We start from the raw sequence: 16999 nt of genomic DNA, 5'->3' as shown, positions 1-16999 counted from the left end.
CGTGCGAGGGTTGCGCGGTCGAGGGAGCGCGCCTCAGAGCGAGCTCGACGCTCCCTGCCCGACGTAGAGGGTGTTCGCGAACTGGCTCGCCTCACCCGCGGCGATGTCGCGGTCGATGCCAGCGCGCACGTCGCGCATCAGCTTGTGGAGCTCCTCATGCTTTCCCGGGACGTGTGCGTGTCGCGTGCTGTCCCACAGGTTCGACACGGGGAGGGCGTCGCCCGCCTCCACTGCGAGCGTCCACTCCTCGGTCGTCGCGACCGCCGCGAACTTCGAGTCCATCGTGACGAGCACGCTGATGTGGAGGGCGTCAGCCGAGATCGAGCCCGCCTCGTTGACGAGATCGAGCGTGCCCGTCGCGTCGGAGAGGAACTCCACCGTGAAGCCGAGCGCCGCCGCGTCGCGTGCCGTGCCCGCGCAGCAGTGCTGGGTCATGTAGCCGGCGATGGCGATCGTGTCGACGCCCTCCGCGCGCAGCCACTGCTCCAGCTCGGTGCCCGCGAACGCCGAGACGCCCTGCTTGGTGACCAGCAGGTCGGGCGTACGGTCGGCGACCGACGAGTGGAGGGTGGCGCCCTCGGAGCCGCGCGCGAACACCGGGGAACCCTCGTCCTCGAGGTGCTGCACGAGCACGAGCTTCACGCCGTTGTCCGCTGCCGCGTCCATCGCGACCTCGATGTTCGGGATCGACGTCATCAGGTCGGGGTGACAGATCTTCAGACTGCCGGTGACGTACTCGTTCTGCACGTCGATCACGATGAGAGCGCGCTTCATGACCGCACTCTAGCGCTGGTGGCAGCTCAGTAGGCGACCACCGGCGCGTTCAACCAGGTGCTCGCGATGCTTTTCGCGCCAGGGGGGAGTGTCGTGATCCTGACGCGTGTCGTGAACTTCGCGGCTCCGCCTGAGCTCCGCGACGACATGTCCCGGCTCCGACCAGATGGCATGCGATGGAGCGCGGACAGGCGGGTAGGCTGGTGCGCGCCTCCCGCCCACAAGGCAATGGGGGCCTCGCGACGACGCACACCGCACGACCCCACGAGGATGGCGAACATGAGAGCCCTGTACAAGAGCGAGGCCGGCCCAGGGCTGGCCCTGGTCGACGTCCCCGAGCCGCAGATCGGCCCGGAGGACGTCAAGATCCGGGTGCTCCGCACCGGCATCTGCGGCACCGACCTGCACATCCTGCGCTGGGACGATTGGGCGGCCTCCGCGGTCGCAGCCCCGCTGGTTCCCGGGCACGAGTTCTACGGCGAGGTCGTGGAGGTCGGCGATCTGGTGCACGACGTCGAGGTCGGCGACAAGGTCTCCGGCGAGGGCCACATCGTCTGCGGCACCTGCCGCAACTGTCGCGCCGGCCGCCGTCAGATGTGCATCCGCACCAAGGGCGTAGGCGTGCAGCGCGACGGTGCTTTCGCCGAGTTCCTGGTGCTTCCCGCGACGAACGTGTGGGTGCATCACACCAGCATCGAGCCGGAGGTCGGCGCGCTGTTCGACCCGCTCGGCAACGCCGTGCACACGGCGCTGGCGTTCCCCGTGGTCGGGGAGGACGTGCTCGTCACCGGCTGCGGCCCGATCGGGCTGATGGCGATCGCTGTCGCTCGGCACGTGGGGGCCCGCTTCATCGTGGGCACCGACGTCAGCGCCCAGCGGCTGCAACTGGCGAAGGGCATGGGCGCCGACTTCACCGTCGACGTCTCGCAGCACAACATCCGGGAGGCCCAGCGGGCGCTCGGGATGCGCGAGGGCTTCGACGTCGGCTTCGAGATGAGCGGGGCGCCGACGGCGCTGCCCTCGATGATCGAGAACATGAACCACGGCGGCCGCATCGCGATGCTCGGCCTGCCGTCGCAGACCATCGCGATCGACTGGGGCATCGTCGTCACCCACATGCTCACGCTCAAGGGCATCTACGGGCGCGAGATGTTCGAGACCTGGAACGCGATGGGCGCGATGCTGCAGACCTCCAAGCCACTGCACGACTCCATCGCCTCGATCGTGTCCGACCGCTTTCCCGCGCGCGAGTGGGAGAAGGGGTTCGCGGCGGCGGCCGCGGCCGGCGGCGGCAAGGTCATCCTCGACTGGACGGAGCTCTGATGTATGGAACGTTTCGCGAGCACCTGGCGGCGCAGCTGACCGAGATCGAGGAGGCCGGGCTCACCAAGCACGAGCGCAGCATCCACGGCCCGCAGGCCGCCCTGATCACCGCAGACGGCTCCGAAGTGCTGAACTTCTGCGCCAACAACTACCTCGGCCTCGCCGACCACCCTGCGCTGCGCGACGCGGCGAGGGCCGCGCTCGACGACTGGGGCTACGGGATGGCGAGCGTGCGGTTCATCTGCGGCACGCAGGAGCAGCATCTCGAGCTGGAGCGCCGGGTGTCCGCGTTCCTCGGCACGGAGGCGACGATCCTGTTCTCGTCGTGCTTCGACGCGAACGGCGGCGTGTTCGAGACCCTGTTCTCGGCGGAGGACGCGATCGTCTCCGACGAGCTCAACCACGCCTCGATCATCGACGGCATCCGTCTGTCGAAGGCGCAGCGGTTCCGCTACAGGAACCGCGACATGGAGGACCTCCGCGCGCAGCTGACCGCGGCGAAGGAGGCCGGTGCCCGGTTCACGGTGATCGTCACCGACGGCGTGTTCTCGATGGACGGCTACATCGCCCCGCTGCGCGAGATCTGCGACCTCGCCGACGAGTTCGGCGCCCTGGTGTTCGTCGACGACTCGCACGCCGTCGGTTTCGTCGGCGAGCACGGCCGCGGCACGCCGGAGTTCTGCGGGGTCGCCGACCGCGTCGACATCTACACCGGCACGTTCGGAAAGGCGCTGGGCGGGGCGTCGGGAGGCTACGTCTCGTCGTGGCAGGAGATCGTCGACCTCCTGCGCCAGCGAGCACGGCCGTACCTGTTCTCGAACACGCTGGCTCCCTCGATCGTCGCGGGAACGCTGGCGGCGCTCGACCTGCTGGAGCAGTCGGACGAGCTGCGCGCCCGGCTCGTGGCCAACGCCGCTCTGTTCCGCGAGCTGATGACGGAGGCCGGGTTCGACCTCCTGCCCGGCGAGCACCCGATCGTGCCCGTGATGTTCGGCGACGCCGCGCTCACCGCCCGGATCGCCGACGAGATGCAGAAGCTCGGCGTGTACGTCACCGCGTTCTCGTTCCCGGTGGTGCCGCGCGGCAAGGCGCGCATCCGGGTGCAGCTGTCGGCGGCGCACACCGACGACGAGATCCGCCGGTGCGTCGCCGCTTTCACGGCAGCGCGGGAGGCCGTCACCGTCTGACATTCCGCGCGAATGTTGCCTCTCACCGCGGGTGACGCCGCATTCGGCGTGAATGTGGGCTCGCAGCGGGTGACGTGGCGTTCGGCGCGAATGTTGCCTCTCACCGCGGCTGACGCCGCATTCGGCGTGAATGTGGGCTCGCAGCGCGGGTGACGCGGCGTTCGGCGCGAACGTGGCGGCTCCATGGCGGGTAGAGGAGCCGCGCCAATGTGATATACGGGATGCCATGCCGTTCACCGTCTCGCACGCCGCATTCGCTCTGGTGCTCACCCGCACGCGGTTCCCGTTCGCGGCCGTCGTGCTGGGTGCCATGGTCCCCGACTTCGTCATCTTCATCCCGCCCGAAGAGTTCTACGATGTGACCCATTCGCCGCTCGGACTCGTGCTCGTCGACCTGCCGCTGGCCGTGGCGCTGACGATCGGGTGGTGGGGGATCGGCCGGCCCTCCCTTGCACTGCTCGCGCCCATGGTCGTGCAGCGCAGGATGCCGGCCGACTGGTTCCGCCCGGCGCTTCCGGTGCGGTCCCTCGCGGCCTGGGTGTGGCTCGTGGCGGCCGCTCTCGTGGGGATCGTGTCGCACGTCGTCTGGGACTCGTTCACCCATGAGGGCGGATGGATGGTCGACAGGCTGCCGTTTCTTCAGGGCGAGATCGCCGGAGTCCGCGTCTATTCGCTCGCGCAGCACAGTTCGACCATCCTGGGCCTCGTGGTGCTCGTCGTCGCTGTGGTGGTCTCATTCCGTCGCGCGCCGATGAGCGACCCGCCTGTCAGTGCGCCTCGGCGGTTGAGGGCGATCTTCTGGGTGGGAGCGGCACTGATCCTCGGCGTCGCGGCCGTGGTCGGCATCGTGGCAGGGGTGCTCGCGCGCGAGCCCGCGACGGATGTCGTCGTGGGGGCGGTGATCCTCGTCGGGCGGTGCGCGCTGCTGCTCTGCGTGGCGGCGGTCGTCACGGTTGCGGGCTGGCTGATGTCGCGGCAGCCGGCGCGCGGGTGAACAACAGGAGCAATTGCGTTCCCAGCCCCACGCCCCGCCGCCGCGAGTTGGCAGAACACGCCGCCAGCGCGGTCGCGGACGCGTCGTGTCCTGCCAACTCGCTGCGCCGCGCATAGCGCGTCTCAGTGGGTCGGCGCGGTCGACTCCCGCGCGACCAGGCGCACCGGGGGCGCCTGCAGCCGCTCGACGCGCTCGCCGGAGCGCATCCGCGAGTACGCCTCGAGCAGGTCCGCGGCGAGCGCCTCGGCGTCGAACGTGACCGTGGTGAGGCGAGGGACGAAGTCGGCGCCCGCCGGATGGTCGTCCGCGCCGACGACGGCCAGGTTTGCCGGCACGCGCAGGCCCGCGTCCGCGAGCGCTCGGATGGCCGCCATGGCGAGACCGTCGTTCGCGGCGGCCACTGCGGTCGGCGCGGCGGGGTCGTAACGGAGGCCGTGCGCCCAGTCGCGCAGGGTGCCCGCGGAGGCCGCTGCGTGCGTTACGTTGAGGCGCACGCTCAGGCGGTCGGCGGCCTCCTGAGCCCCGGCGAGCCGCTCGGAGGCGGCGGGCCCCGGCCGGACGGGTGTCAAGTAGACGACGTGCCGGTGGCCGAGCGCCGCGAGGTGCTCGATCGCCACCCGGCCGAACGGACGCTGGGGGATGACCAGCGACGGCGCGTAGTCGACCGCGCGGCTCCCGTGCACGATGAGGGCGCGCACGCCTGCAAGGCGTAGCACCTCGGTGGCCGCCTCGTCGCACCGCTCGGCCTCGGCGAGCACGGCCTCCGGCCGCAGCTTCGCCCAGAGCTGGCCGGCCTCCGCGCCTGTCGCCGCCGTGTCGGCGTGCCGCAGCGCGTCGGTGCCGTCGTCGACCGTGCGGCCGAGCAGGGCGTCGAAGGCGCGCTCGACCGTCGCGCCGTGGTCGGAGGCGGAGGCCGCGAGCAGCAGGCCGGCCACGGCCTCCCCGCTCGCAAGCGACCGGGCTGCGGTGTTGGGGGTGTAGCCGAGCAGGCGTGCCGCCTCGAGCACGCGGTGCCGGGTGTCGCCGGAGACGCGCGAGTTCGGCTTGTCGTTGAGCACGAACGAGACGGTCGCGCGGGAGACGCCGGCGGCGAGGGCGACGTCGGCGCTCGTCGGGGCTTTGACGACCTGCGGCGTGAACATGGTGTGCCCAGTCTAGGTCTCGGAAACCGCTCTGCTTACGCGCGTCAGCAAAACCGAGCGATTACTTGTATCCGGAAACCCCCTGCCGTATGGTTACGCGTGTTAGCACGCAACGTCGCCTGCTCGAAAGGACATCCCCGTGACAACGCCGTCTGATGACTTCCCCGAAAGTCCCCGCCCCGTCCAGCCCACCCTCCCGCCGAACCTGTCCGGCGCGCCCGACAGCGTGGCGCTCGGCTCGACCCTGACCACCGCCGACTCGGCGTTCTCGGCCGCCCCGACCTCCGCGGTGTCGGCGCAGAGCCCGCAGAAGGTCAGGGTGCGCGGCAAGCTGCTCAAGCTGATGCTGTCGATGTCGGTCGCGAACCTCGCGATCTTCAGCATCTGGGGCGCGGTGCCCGGCATCCTGCTCCCACTGCAGGTGGAGGGGATCGTGGGCGACGGCGCGAAGGCGGGCACGCTCGCCATCGTCGCCACCATCGGGGCGTTCGCCGCGATGGTCGCGCAGCCGATCGCCGGCATGGTGTCCGACCGCACCCGCAGCCGCTTCGGCCGCCGCGCGCCGTGGATGGTCGCGGGCGTGCTCATCGGCGGTCTCGCCCTCCTCGGCATGGCGGCGGCGAACACCATCGTCCAGATCGCCATCGCCTGGGTCATCGTCCAGATCGCATACAACTTCGCCCAGGGTCCGCTGAGCGCGATCCTCCCGGACCGGGTCCCCAGTGCCGTCCGTGGCACCTTCGCCGCGCTGAGCGGCCTCGGCCTGATGCTCGGCGCCCTCGGCGGCCAGATCGCGGGCGCGGCCTTCGCCAGCTCGATCCCGACCGGATACCTCGTGTTCGCGGGCCTCGCGCTCCTCGTCATCGTGCTCTTCGTCGTGCTGAACCCCGACAAGTCGAACAGGGGCGAGCCGAAGCCGCCGTTCAACCTCGTCGCCTTCCTCAAGACGTTCTGGGTCAGCCCGGTCAAGCACCCCGACTTCTTCTGGGGCTTCACCGGTCGCCTCCTGCTCTTCGCCGGCTACTTCATGGTGACGGGCTACCAGCTGTACATCCTGCAGGACTACATCGGCCTCAAAGGCGGCGCCGTCGCGATGGTTCCCGTGCTCGGCATCCTGAGCCTCGGCGGAACACTCATCTCGACGCTCATCGGCGGCCCGCTCTCCGACAAGCTCGGACGCCGCAAGATCGTCGTGATCATCGCCGGTGGCATCCTCGCCGCCTCCCTGGTGTTTCCGCTGGTGATGCCGACCGTGACCGGCATGATGATCTTCGCGTTCGTGTCCGGCCTCGGTTTCGGCGCCTACCAGTCGGTCGACACCGCCCTCATGAGCGAGGTCCTGCCGTCGAAGGACGACTTCGCCAAGGACCTCGGCGTGCTCAACATCGCGGCGACCCTCCCGCAGACGCTGGCCCCCGGAATCGCCGGCGCGATCGTCGTGGCGTTCGGCCAGGTCTACACCCCACTGTTCCCGATCGGCATCGTGATCGCCCTCCTCGGTGCGGTCGCCGTCCTCCCGATCAAGTCCGTCCGCTAAGGAGAACCACCCCCATGACCGACATCACCACCGCCACCGACGTCGCCGACGAGTTCCTCGACGGCCTGCTCGGCTCGCTCTCCCTCGAACAGAAGGTGCGCCTCCTCACCGGAGCCTCCTTCTGGACGCTGCACGACGAGCCGCAGATCGGCCTCGAGACCATCGTGGTCTCCGACGGTCCCGCCGGAATCCGCGGGCAGCTGTGGGACGAACGCGACTCCTCCGCGAGCCTGCCGTCGCCCACCTCCCTCGCTGCGTCGTGGGATGTGGAGCGGGTGCACCGGCTCGGCCAGCTCATCGCGGCGGAGGCGCGCCGCAAGGGCGTCGGCGTCGCACTCGGGCCGACCGTCAACATCCAGCGCTCGCCGCGCGGCGGCCGCCACTTCGAGGCCTACAGCGAGGACCCGTGGCTCTCGGGTGTCGTCGGCACCGCCTTCGTGAAGGGCGTGCAGTCGTGCGGCGTCGGAGCCACGCCCAAGCACTACGTGGCGAACGACAGCGAGACCGACCGCATGACCGTCGACGTGCACGTGGACGAGCGGACCCTGCGCGAGGTCTACCTCGCCCCGTTCGAGCGGATGGTCGTCGAGGGCGGCGCCTGGCTGGTGATGTCGTCGTACAACTCCGTCAACGGCGTGACGATGACCGAGAACGACCTGCTGCGTTCCCCGCTGAAGGAGGAGTGGGGCTTCGACGGCGTCGTCGTCTCCGATTGGATGGGCGTGCGCGACACCGTTGCCGCCGGCCGTGCGGCGCAAGATCTCGCGATGCCCGGCCCGGAAGGCGTCTGGGGAGCCGCGCTGGTGGAGGCGGTGCGCTCGGGACAGGTCGACGAAGCCGACATCGACGAGAAGGTGCGCCGCATCCTGCGTCTCGCCGGCCGCCTCGGAGCGCTCGAGGGTGTGGAGGCGGCCGCGCCGCTCGCGCGGCCGTGGCCGCAGGACCGCATCGACGCTCTGCTGCGGGAGGCCGCGGCCGACGGGATGGTGCTGGTGCGCAACGACGGCGTGCTGCCGGTCGATGCCGCCGCGAACCCGACCGTCGCGATCGTCGGCGAGCATGCCCGGATCGCCCGAACCCAGGGCGGCGGCTCGGCGACGGTGTTCCCCGACCACGTCGTCACGCCGTTCGACGGGCTGGTGGAGACGTTCGGCGCCGACCGCGTCCGGTACGCGGCGGGCGTCAAGTCGTCCGAGTCGGTCCTCCCGATCGACGGCCGCGTCGCCACCGACCCGGTGACCGGCGAGCCCGGGCTGCACGTGCGGTTCCTGAGCGAAGCGGGCGAGGTTCTGCTCGACGAACACCGCACCTCCGGCAAGCTCGTCTGGCTGGGCGACCCGATCCTGGGCGACACCGCCGTGGTGGAGGCCGTTGCGTCGTTCACAGCACCGGAGGACGGCGAGTACGCCGTCGGGTTCGCGGGTCTCGGGCTGTTCCGGTTCGAGGTGGACGGCGAGCTGAAGAGCGACGGCCTGTTCTTCCCCGAGGGCACCGACCCGTTCATGGCGTTCCTGAACCCGCCGAAGCAGTCGTTCCCCGTGCTGCTGAAGGCCGGCGAGAGTGTGTCGCTGTGCCTGGAGCACCGGCCGCAGCAGCAGGCGGGTCTGGCCGCGGTCATGTTCACCTTCGGCTACGAGGAGCCGTTCGCCGACCCCGAGGCGGAGCTGGAGCGCGCTGTCGAGGTGGCCGCAGCCTCCGATATCGCCGTGGTCGTCGTCGGCACCACCGAGACCCTCGAGTCCGAGGGCTTCGACCGCGCCGGTCTGCGCCTGCCCGCGGGGCAGGACGAACTGGTGCGCCGCGTGCTGGCGGCGAACCCGCGCACCGTCGTCGTCGTCAACTCGGGCGGCCCGGTCATCCTCCCGTGGCTGGAGGACGCCCCCGCCGTGCTGCTCACCTGGTTCCCGGGTCAGGAGACCGGCGGCGCGCTCGCCGACGTGCTCTGCGGCGCGCGCGAGCCGGGAGGCCGCATGCCGACCACCTGGGCGGCGGACGAGGAGCACGTGCCGGTCTGGCAGGTCGAGCCGATCGACGGCGCGCTGTTCTACGAGGAGAAGCTCGACGTCGGCTACCGCGAGTGGCTGCGCCGTGCCTCCCTCGGCGGCCCGGCCCCGGCGATCCCGTTCGGGTACGGCCTGGGCTATACCGAGTGGGAGCTCGGCGAGGCGACCCTCGACGGCCTCAGTGTGAGCGTGCCGGTCACCAATGTCGGAGCGCGCGCGGGCAAGCAGGTCGTGCAGGTGTACCTGTCGCGCGTCTCGGAGTCGCCGATCGAGCGCCCGGTGCTCTGGCTGGCCGGCTACGCGCTGATCCGCGCAGAAGCGGGGGAGGCCACCGTCGCGACAGTGGAGCTGGAGCCGCGCTCGCTGCAGTACTGGTCGGTGGGTGACCATGCGTGGCGCACCGAGCCCGGCGAGTATGCCGTGCAGGTGGGCACGTCGGTCGAGGCGCTGGGGGAGCCGATCCGCTTCACCGTGTGAGCCGCACTCGCCTGATGGCCGTGAATGGTCCGATCGAGGGCGCGCAATTTCCGGTGACATTACCGGCGCCGACGTCCGACGCTGAATAACGTGTCCCCACACAGTTGGTGTGAATTATTCTCACTCAATAGTTGATTCGGTCGGGGGTGTGAATTGGAGATCTCTACATCGGACAGCGGTGCGGCCGCGTTAGACCCAACGGTTCTCGTACTCCTCACGATCTTCGGAGGTGCTCTCATAGCGGCGATCGCCGGGTTAGTAGGCGCCTGGATTCAGGGTAAACGGGAACACGCGAGGTGGGTGCGTGAGCGTCGGTACAGCGCGTATCTGGATGTCCTTCCTGTTGCGAACGGCCTGGTCGATTCGATTCGGTCGACCGAGGAGCATGAGGCATGGCTCAAAGAAGCACAAGAGCGTCAGGCCTCCATCCAGGCCGAGCTGGATGCAATCGAGCCGAGCGATGTCGCTGCGATAGAGCGGCTCAGGGCGAAGAACGAGCAGTTTGGTCAGGAGGTCGAAGAGAACCGTCGGGGCCTAGCCGGGGAGCTGGCCCGGAACCACGAATTGACGGAGAACATCATCGAGAAGTTTGTCGCCTTCGATTTGCTCGGACCGGCTAAAGTGCTCCGAGCCAGTGACGAGATACTCAAGGCCAAGGAGCAGGGTGCTGCCGTGATGCGCAAACGGGTGCGCCAGTTGGAGGCGTCGATGCGGTCCGCCTTGAGTATCCGGATGTAGCCCTCGACTGCGCTGCGTGCTCCCGCGGGCGACGGGAGACGAGTACCGTCGCTTGCGAAAGGGAGGCTGTATGACAACACTGCACAACCGCGAGGGGTCCGCGCTGCTCGTGATCGACGTCCAGAACGGCGTGATCGGCGGCGCGTACCGTCGGGACGAGGTCGTGGAGAACATCCGCGGGCTGGTCGAACGGGCTCGGGCCGAGGGGGTGCCCGTGGTCTGGATCCAGCACTCCGACGAGAATGTCGAATACGGCAGCGAGGCGTGGGAATATGTGCCCGAGCTGTCTCGCGACGAGAGCGAAGCGCTCGTGCCCAAGCACTACGCCGACGCCTTCGAGGAGACGTCGCTCGAAGAGGTCCTGGCCGCCGCCGGCGTCGGGCATCTCGTGGTCACCGGCTCGCAGACCGACGAGTGCATCCGCTCGACCATCCACGGCGGCGTGGTCCGCGGCTACGACGTGACCCTGGTCGGCGACGCGCACACCACGGAGGATCTCAGCGAGTGGGGTGCGCCGACGCCCGACCTCGTCATCGCCCACACGAACCTGTACTGGGGCAACCACCGGGCACCGGGGCGCACCGCGGAGGTCGTGGGCACAACGGACGTCGCCTTCCGCTGACGACGCATGGGCAGCTGACGACACGTGGGCGGCTGACGACACGTGGGCAGCTGACGACGAGCGGGCCGCTGACGTTCAGCGCCCGGGCAGTCCCGACACGGAGACGACCTCGAGCGTGACCCGCGTCGTCCCGCCCTCGGTGCGCTCGACGCGGATCGGCATCCCGGGAAGGTCGGTCGCGAACCAGAACACGAGCACCGCCTCTCCGCGCCGCACCGCGTAGCGGAGGCACGGCAGCGTCCCGAGCGGGCCGGTCAGCTCGGCGCTGTCGATCGTCGCGCTCTGCGCGGGGAACGCTGCGTGCTCCTGCAGCTCCAGCCACGTCGACCGCTCGCGCTCGACCGGTCCGGCGGCCTCCCCGTTCTCGTCGAGCGGGGTGTCCTCGATCCAGGCGCCCTCCTCGTCGTCCGAAGCGAAGCGGATGGAGCCGAGGCCGTCGGGCGTCCGGACGATCGAGACCCGGCCGACCGGGCAGCCCGCGCGGATCTCGGCCGCCGTGAACGGTGTCGGGGCGAGGCCGAGGGCGAGGATGTGCGGGTCGGCGTCGGTCATGGGCCAGAACTACCACAAGGCTGGGTCTGATTGACTGTCGAGGTGTTCCCCTACGAGCAACTGCGCCGGCGGCCCGACATCGAGGCGCCGAACCTGTTCGCGTCGGACGCCGCCGACCGCCTCCTCGCCGACACCGCTGGCGACGATGTGCTGCAACGCGGTCTCGTCGTCATCGGCGACGCCTATGGTGCGCTCACGCTGGCCGCGGCAGCCCGGGGCGCCCGCGGCGTCCGGGTGCACCAGGACCCGCTCACCGGCGAGCGGGCGCTCGACGCGAACGCCGCGGCACTCCGTCTCGACGGCGCGTACGAGCACCACCCGCTCGACGCCTCCCTCGTGGCGGGTGCGCGCGTCGTGCTTCTGCGGTTGCCGCGCAGCCTGGAGGCGCTCGCCGAGATCGCCGCGCTCGTCGCCGAGCACGCGCACCCCGAGGTCGTCGTGTACGCCGGCGGCATGCTCAAGCACATGACGCCGGCCATGAACGCCGTCTTCGGCGAGGTCTTCAGCGACCTGGAGGCCTCGCTCGCCCGGCAGAAGGCCCGCGTTCTCACCGTGCGCGAGCCGCACTCGGCCGCTGCCACGGCGCTCGACCGCTGGCCGGAGCGCGCCCTCGACGCCGAGACGGGGTTGGTCGTCTGCGCGTACGGTGCGGCGTTCGCGGGCGCGACCGTCGATATCGGGACGCGCCTCCTGTTGTCGGTGCTCGACGCGGCGATCCCGGAGGCCGCGACCGCGATCGACCTCGGCTGCGGAACGGGTGTGCTGGCCTCCGCGCTCGCCATCCGCCGGCCCGGCGCTCGTGTGATCGCGACCGACCAGTCGGCGGCGGCCGTGGCGTCGGCGCGGGCCACCGCCACGGCCAACGGCGTGGCCGACCGGGTGGAGGTCGTCCGCGACGACGGCCTGTCCTCCCAGCCCGACGCGTCGGCCGACCTCATCGTGCTCAACCCGCCTTTCCACATCGGCGGCGCGGTGCACACCGGCATCGCCCACCGGATGTTCGCCGACGCCGTCCGCGTGCTCGCGCCGGGCGGGGAGCTGTGGACGGTCTGGAACTCGCACCTCGGCTACCGTTCGGCGCTGGAACGCACGGTCGGCCCGACGCGCCAGATCACGCGCAATCCGAAGTTCACCGTCACCGCCTCCCGCCGCGGCTGACTCCGCCGAAGGGCACCCTAACGCCCCTAAAACCGCGAAATAGGGGCATTTGCGTGCCCCTCGGCGGCGGGTGTGCGCCAGCGCCCGCCGTCAGCCCTGCGCTTGCGCGAGCACTTCGCGCACGCCCGAGGCGACGATGCCGTCGGCGCCGCGCTGCCGCGCCGACTCGGCCGCCGCGGCGTCGGGAACCACGTGCGCGAGCACCGGCTTGCCGTACGCCTTCACCTGCTCCCAGACCGCCGGCGCAGCCGTGTAGTCGAGCCCGAGCGTCGTCCAGTGCGACTGCGTCGTCCCGAGGAGGTGCGGGTCGGACGCCAGGTCGGCGGCGTAGTAGTAGCCCCACGTCCGGTATCCGCGGCCTGTGGCCTCCAGCGCCCACTCGATAGCGGTGCCGTGTCCCTTGGCGACGAAGGCCCGCATCGGCGCAGGCGCTCGCGACATCATCGCGAAGAGCTCTGCGTGATGCTGCGCGGGCACGACCTTGGGGTCGACGTAGATGACGCGCGTGGCTGCGAACGCGTCGACGAGCTCCTCGAAGCGGAGGTACGGCTGCGCCGGTTGCGCGGGGTCGGTCGTCTGCGCCGCGGTGATCCGGTACTGCGACACCTCCTGCCAGGTATGATCGGCGGCGACGAAGCCCGTCGTCGCGGAGGTGCGGTCGAGGGTCTGGTCGTGCAGTCCGAACCAGACTCCGTCGCTCGTGCGGGCCAGGGAGATCTCCAGCGCCGGCGCGCCGAGCTTCACGGAGTTGGCGTAGCCGAGCATCGACATCTCTGGCCAGTCCCTCGAGCCTCCACGATGGGCGACCGTGAACAGCGCGGGGCGGGTCGGGGTCGGTGTTGGTGTAGGTGTTGGTGTTGGGGTCGGCGTCAGCGTCGGGGTCGGCGTGCGCGCGGGGGCCAGGAGGCCGTCGCGGCCGGCCAGCAGGGGAGCGACACTGGCTGTTCCGCCGACGAGCAGCGCGATGCCTGCACCGATGGAGACGGCGAGCACGGTGCGACGAGAGACGCCGTGGCGTTCTGCGTCCTCGCCCGGCTCGCCTCCCGTCTGCCGCTGGTCGCCCATGCGACACCCTAGGCACATCGGCTGCCGGATCTGAAGTCACCCCGTCGGGGGTCGACGGTCGGCCCTGTGCGTCTCCTATGGATGACTTCCGTCCTTCTCACGGTGCGGGCGGAGGTTCTAGCCCCGTCATAGCGCCGTGGAGTAGCGTCCAGGCAGGAGAGGAGGACGCTGTGGCCCTTCTCCCGCGCCGCCCTCATCTGCTGCCGCGCCACCGCAGTCCTCTCTCGGGATTGTGGTCGCTCCGATTTCTGTGGAGCGCGCCGGCCATCGGGAGGCCGGTCGAGGCGCGCGAGATGCGGACGGCGCGCCTGCTCCTGCGGCCCTATCGGCTCTCCGACGAAGCCGACTGGCGCCGCATCGAAGACGACGAGGAGGTGCGGTGCGGCCTCGACTGGCCGCTGCGCACCGCTCGGCAGGTGAAGGAGCACCTGGTCGCCCGCACCTCCCACACCGTGCTGGCGCGGCCAGGCGACCTGCTCGTGCTCGCGGTCGAGCACCAGGGCCACGTCATCGGCGACGTCTCGCTGCACCTGCGCACGGTGGCGCCTGAGACCCGGGTGGCCGAGATCGGCTGGCTGCAGCTGACGACCGCGGGAGGTCACGGCTATGCCACGGAGGCGGCCAGCGCCCTCCTCGACCTCGCGTTCGGAGAGCTCGGCGCCTGTCTGGTGACGGCGGTGGTCGACCGCTCGAACACCTCGTCGGCGCGCCTGGCGCTGCGGCTGGGCTTCCGCCCGGCGGGCGTGACCTCCCAGTACGCCACGTTCGTGATCGCCGCGAGCGAGCACCAGCCGGCCCAGTCGGCTCAACCGGCTCAACCGTTCCGCGCAGCGTCCGAGGCGCCGTTGAGTGAGACGAAAAGTGTCGAGAATCTCTGAGGCTACACAGAATCCTTTCGATTTCCGTCACATTTCTCCCCAGCGACAACGGATTTCGTAGCAAAAGGCTTGTCCTCGGGCTGCGGACTTGCTAACGTCCCCCTGTCGCACACGCGACCCTAGCCAGGGAGAGCAATGACGCAGGAAGATTCCCGGCCGGTTTCCGTTCCACTCGGCAACGGAGCCGACCCTCGTGGGGGCGAACACAAGCACGAGCTGCAGGCGAACGGGGTGAGCGCCGCCGGCTCGATCGTGATGGCCGTGGCGGGCAGTGCTCCCGCCTACTCGATCGCGGCCACGACCGCCACGCTCGTCGGCGCCGCCGCACTCGGCGCACCAGCCGCACTGCTCTGGTGCGGCATCCCGATGGTCGGCATCGCGTGGGCGTTCCTCTATCTCGGTCGCGCCGACGTGAACGCGGGAGCCACGTACTCGTGGGTCGCGCGGGCGCTCCATCCCATCCTCGGCTTCCTGTCGGGCTGGGCGCTGGTGATCTCGGCGACCATTTTCATGGTCGCGGGAGCCCTCCCGGCCGGAGCGATGACCGTGACGCTGTTCGCTCCGGACCAGGCCGACAACGCCTGGCTCATCACCGGGGTCGGAGCGATCTGGTTCCTCGTGATGGCGGCATGCGTGCTGTTCGGCGTGCACGTGACCGCACGGGCGCAGTGGATCATGTCGCTCATCGAGGTCGGCATCCTCGTCCTCTTCGCTGTGCTGATGATTGTGCGCGTCACCACCAGCAGCCACGCCGGGCCGTCGTTCTCGTGGGACTGGCTGGGCTTCAGCCACTTGACCGGTCAGGGCGTCTTCGTCTCGGCCGCTCTCATCGCCGCCTTCTACTACTGGGGCTGGGATGTGTCGTCGAACCTGAACGAGGAGACGAAGGACGGCCACAAGAACGCGGGCTCCGCCGGCATCATCGGCATCGTCATCGTGTTCCTGCTGTTCGAGATCTTCACCATCGCGACGCTGGTCATGCTGCCGTCGAAGACGATCGAGAACAACAGCGCGAACATCCTCTCGGTGCTCGGCGACGCCGTCTGGCCGGGCATCGGCGGCAAGATCCTCGTCGTCGCCGTCGCGCTGTCGACCATCGCGACGCTGGAGACCACCCTCATCCAGGTGACCCGCACGCTGTTCGCGATGGGCCGCGACCACACCATCCCGAAGGCGTTCGGCCGCATCAACCCGCGCTGGCGGACGCCGGCGTTCGCGACCCTGGTGGTCGTCGCCGTCTCGATCATCCTGTTCGTCGGCTCCAACCTGCTCGGCTCGGTGGGCGAGATCATGACGAACGCGATCGCGTCGATCGGCATGCAGATCGCCTTCTACTACACGCTCGCGGGTGTCGCGGTAGTGGTCGCCTACCGTCGGGTGCTGTTCAAATCGGTGAAGAACTTCCTGCTGATCTTCCTCTGGCCGGCGGCGGGAGCGATCTTCATGGGCGTGATCTTCGTGATGGGCATCTCCCAGAACGACCCGATCGTCAACATCCTGGGCGTCGGCCTGATCGTCGTCGGCATCGTGCCGCTGGTGCTCTTCTATCGCAAGGCGAAGGGCTACTACTCGCGCCGACCGCTCGAGCTCCCCGAAGAGCTCGACGCGAAGGCGCCGGCGAACATCGACGACAGGGACCCGGCCGCGCTCTGACGCTTCCCGACCCGGCGCTTCCCGACCTGGCGCGACCGCCGAGCATCCTTCAACCCGGGTGCTCGGCGGTCGCGTCAACTCCGGCCTCCTGCGCGTCCACCGCTGCGTCACCCACTTCGACCGCGTGTAGAACGCCGCGTAGAGTGGGGCCATGAGTTCGCGCGGGGCACGGGTCGCCCGCGGCTTCGCCGCCGCGGGGGTCGCGACACTCGTCGCCGCGTTGTTCCACATGGTGGGCGGAGGTCAGGCGCCGAGCGCCCTGGCCCTCACGCTCAGCCTCGTCTTCTCGTCGCTCGGCAGCATCGCCCTGGTGGGCAAGCGGGTCGCCGTCTGGCGGCTGACCCTGTCGGTGCTGGTCAGCCAGCTCCTGTTCCACGCGCTGTTCACGCTGAGCCCTTCGGCGACGTTCAGTGGGATGCCGGCCGACGGCCACCTGCACGCGGGCATGCACCTGACCATGGTCGCGGGCTCCGCCTCCGCCTCCGCTATGGCGATGCCGGCGATGATCGTCGGCGAGAGCCCGTGGATGTTGCTCTCGCACGGTGCCGCCGCGCTGCTGACCATCGTCGTGCTGCTGCACGGCGAGCGCACGCTGGTGGCCGTCGCGCGGTTCGCGTTCTTCGTCCTCGGCCGGGTCGTCGACCGGGTGGCGGCGGTGCAGGCGGAGCCGCTTCTGCGGCTCACCACGTCGGTCGCCGACGCGCCGCGCGCCCTCAGCCGGCTCGACACCGTGCTCGACGGGAGGCGGCGCCGCGGTCCGCCCCCATCGCTCGTCCCGGCCGGTTGAGCAGGGCGCCACGCGTCGTCGCGGTGCAGCTCGCCGCCGTCCGGGGAACGCTCCCTCCCCCCACCGTCCCGCCGCGCTGCGCCTGCAGCCGCGCGATGGGTCCGGGAGG

At 70.2% G+C, this 16999-nt stretch carries 15 protein-coding genes; 11 read left to right on the top strand and 4 right to left on the bottom strand.

Going from position 1 to position 16999, the window contains the following annotated elements; all coding sequences use genetic code 11:
- Positions 1-33 precede the first annotated feature (33 nt).
- On the bottom strand, positions 34-774 hold the full coding sequence (locus ACPPVW_RS06180; RefSeq protein WP_426625643.1) for a cysteine hydrolase family protein: 741 nt from the start codon (positions 772-774) through the stop codon (positions 34-36).
- 279 nt (positions 775-1053) lie between these two features.
- Here ACPPVW_RS06180 and tdh point away from each other — a divergent pair, with 279 nt between their 5' ends.
- The 3 genes from tdh (at position 1054) to ACPPVW_RS06165 (ending at position 4278) form a co-directional block, all read left to right on the top strand.
- Entirely contained in the window at positions 1054-2097 is a 1044-nt protein-coding gene (tdh, locus tag ACPPVW_RS06175; RefSeq protein WP_426625642.1) for an L-threonine 3-dehydrogenase, read from the top strand.
- Positions 2097-3284, top strand: a complete 1188-nt coding sequence (locus ACPPVW_RS06170; RefSeq protein ID WP_426625641.1) for a glycine C-acetyltransferase — start codon at positions 2097-2099, stop codon at positions 3282-3284. Before tdh ends, ACPPVW_RS06170 begins: the two co-directional genes overlap by 1 nt.
- 226 nt (positions 3285-3510) lie before the next feature.
- Positions 3511-4278 carry a DUF4184 family protein gene (locus ACPPVW_RS06165; RefSeq protein ID WP_426625640.1) on the top strand — a complete coding sequence of 256 codons (768 nt, stop codon included), beginning with the start codon at positions 3511-3513 and terminating at the stop codon, positions 4276-4278.
- A gap of 122 nt (positions 4279-4400) precedes the next feature.
- On the opposite strand, the gene ACPPVW_RS06160 is transcribed toward ACPPVW_RS06165, so the two are convergent.
- The gene (locus ACPPVW_RS06160; RefSeq protein WP_426625639.1) at positions 4401-5420 is read right to left on the bottom strand and encodes a LacI family DNA-binding transcriptional regulator; all 1020 of its coding nucleotides are present in this window, start codon (positions 5418-5420) and stop codon (positions 4401-4403) included.
- 139 nt (positions 5421-5559) lie between these two features.
- Between ACPPVW_RS06160 and ACPPVW_RS06155 the strand changes: the two genes are divergently transcribed.
- From ACPPVW_RS06155 to ACPPVW_RS06140, 4 genes are all read left to right on the top strand, one after another.
- A complete protein-coding gene (locus ACPPVW_RS06155) occupies positions 5560-6957 on the top strand; it encodes an MFS transporter (protein ID WP_426625638.1) in 1398 nt (465 codons plus the stop codon).
- 14 nt (positions 6958-6971) lie between these two features.
- Positions 6972-9437, top strand: a complete 2466-nt coding sequence (locus tag ACPPVW_RS06150) for a beta-glucosidase (RefSeq protein ID WP_426625637.1) — start codon at positions 6972-6974, stop codon at positions 9435-9437.
- Between the two features lie 153 nt (positions 9438-9590).
- Positions 9591-10175, top strand: coding sequence for a hypothetical protein (locus ACPPVW_RS06145; RefSeq protein ID WP_426625636.1), 585 nt, complete (start codon positions 9591-9593; stop codon positions 10173-10175).
- Between the two features lie 70 nt (positions 10176-10245).
- Entirely contained in the window at positions 10246-10797 is a 552-nt protein-coding gene (locus ACPPVW_RS06140; RefSeq protein ID WP_426625635.1) for an isochorismatase family protein, read from the top strand.
- 75 nt (positions 10798-10872) lie between these two features.
- On the opposite strand, the gene ACPPVW_RS06135 is transcribed toward ACPPVW_RS06140, so the two are convergent.
- Positions 10873-11349, bottom strand: a complete 477-nt coding sequence (locus ACPPVW_RS06135) for a hypothetical protein (RefSeq protein WP_426625634.1) — start codon at positions 11347-11349, stop codon at positions 10873-10875.
- 30 nt (positions 11350-11379) lie between these two features.
- Here ACPPVW_RS06135 and ACPPVW_RS06130 point away from each other — a divergent pair, with 30 nt between their 5' ends.
- Positions 11380-12507, top strand: a complete 1128-nt coding sequence (locus ACPPVW_RS06130; RefSeq protein ID WP_426625633.1) for a class I SAM-dependent methyltransferase — start codon at positions 11380-11382, stop codon at positions 12505-12507.
- Positions 12508-12597: 90 nt separating this feature from the next.
- On the opposite strand, the gene ACPPVW_RS06125 is transcribed toward ACPPVW_RS06130, so the two are convergent.
- A complete protein-coding gene (locus ACPPVW_RS06125; RefSeq protein WP_426625632.1) occupies positions 12598-13572 on the bottom strand; it encodes a glycerophosphodiester phosphodiesterase in 975 nt (324 codons plus the stop codon).
- Between the two features lie 293 nt (positions 13573-13865).
- Between ACPPVW_RS06125 and ACPPVW_RS06120 the strand changes: the two genes are divergently transcribed.
- From ACPPVW_RS06120 to ACPPVW_RS06110, 3 genes are all read left to right on the top strand, one after another.
- On the top strand, positions 13866-14450 hold the full coding sequence (locus ACPPVW_RS06120; RefSeq protein WP_426625631.1) for a GNAT family N-acetyltransferase: 585 nt from the start codon (positions 13866-13868) through the stop codon (positions 14448-14450).
- 135 nt (positions 14451-14585) lie between these two features.
- Positions 14586-16103 (top strand): APC family permease, encoded by a 1518-nt coding sequence (locus ACPPVW_RS06115; RefSeq protein WP_426625630.1) that lies wholly within the window; start codon positions 14586-14588, stop codon positions 16101-16103.
- 151 nt (positions 16104-16254) lie between these two features.
- Positions 16255-16890 (top strand): hypothetical protein, encoded by a 636-nt coding sequence (locus ACPPVW_RS06110; RefSeq protein WP_426625629.1) that lies wholly within the window; start codon positions 16255-16257, stop codon positions 16888-16890.
- Positions 16891-16999: the final 109 nt, after the last annotated feature.

The organism is Leifsonia sp. McL0607 (genome assembly GCF_049993355.1).
Lineage (GTDB): Bacteria > Actinomycetota > Actinomycetes > Actinomycetales > Microbacteriaceae > Leifsonia.
This window is presented reverse-complemented; position numbering and strand designations above follow the sequence as displayed.

What these genes read in the sequence shown, in the direction of transcription:
- ACPPVW_RS06110 (WP_426625629.1), top strand. Translation starts at nt 16,255, where the DNA reads ATGAGTTCGCGCGGGGCACGGGTCGCCCGCGGCTTCGCCGCCGCGGGG.
- tdh (WP_426625642.1), top strand. Translation starts at nt 1,054, where the DNA reads ATGAGAGCCCTGTACAAGAGCGAGGCCGGCCCAGGGCTGGCCCTGGTC.
- ACPPVW_RS06125 (WP_426625632.1), bottom strand. Translation starts at nt 13,572, where the DNA reads ATGGGCGACCAGCGGCAGACGGGAGGCGAGCCGGGCGAGGACGCAGAA.
- ACPPVW_RS06115 (WP_426625630.1), top strand. Translation starts at nt 14,586, where the DNA reads ATGACGCAGGAAGATTCCCGGCCGGTTTCCGTTCCACTCGGCAACGGA.
- ACPPVW_RS06140 (WP_426625635.1), top strand. Translation starts at nt 10,246, where the DNA reads ATGACAACACTGCACAACCGCGAGGGGTCCGCGCTGCTCGTGATCGAC.
- ACPPVW_RS06160 (WP_426625639.1), bottom strand. Translation starts at nt 5,420, where the DNA reads ATGTTCACGCCGCAGGTCGTCAAAGCCCCGACGAGCGCCGACGTCGCC.
- ACPPVW_RS06165 (WP_426625640.1), top strand. Translation starts at nt 3,511, where the DNA reads ATGCCGTTCACCGTCTCGCACGCCGCATTCGCTCTGGTGCTCACCCGC.
- ACPPVW_RS06170 (WP_426625641.1), top strand. Translation starts at nt 2,097, where the DNA reads ATGTATGGAACGTTTCGCGAGCACCTGGCGGCGCAGCTGACCGAGATC.
- ACPPVW_RS06180 (WP_426625643.1), bottom strand. Translation starts at nt 774, where the DNA reads ATGAAGCGCGCTCTCATCGTGATCGACGTGCAGAACGAGTACGTCACC.
- ACPPVW_RS06150 (WP_426625637.1), top strand. Translation starts at nt 6,972, where the DNA reads ATGACCGACATCACCACCGCCACCGACGTCGCCGACGAGTTCCTCGAC.
- ACPPVW_RS06135 (WP_426625634.1), bottom strand. Translation starts at nt 11,349, where the DNA reads ATGACCGACGCCGACCCGCACATCCTCGCCCTCGGCCTCGCCCCGACA.
- ACPPVW_RS06120 (WP_426625631.1), top strand. Translation starts at nt 13,866, where the DNA reads ATGCGGACGGCGCGCCTGCTCCTGCGGCCCTATCGGCTCTCCGACGAA.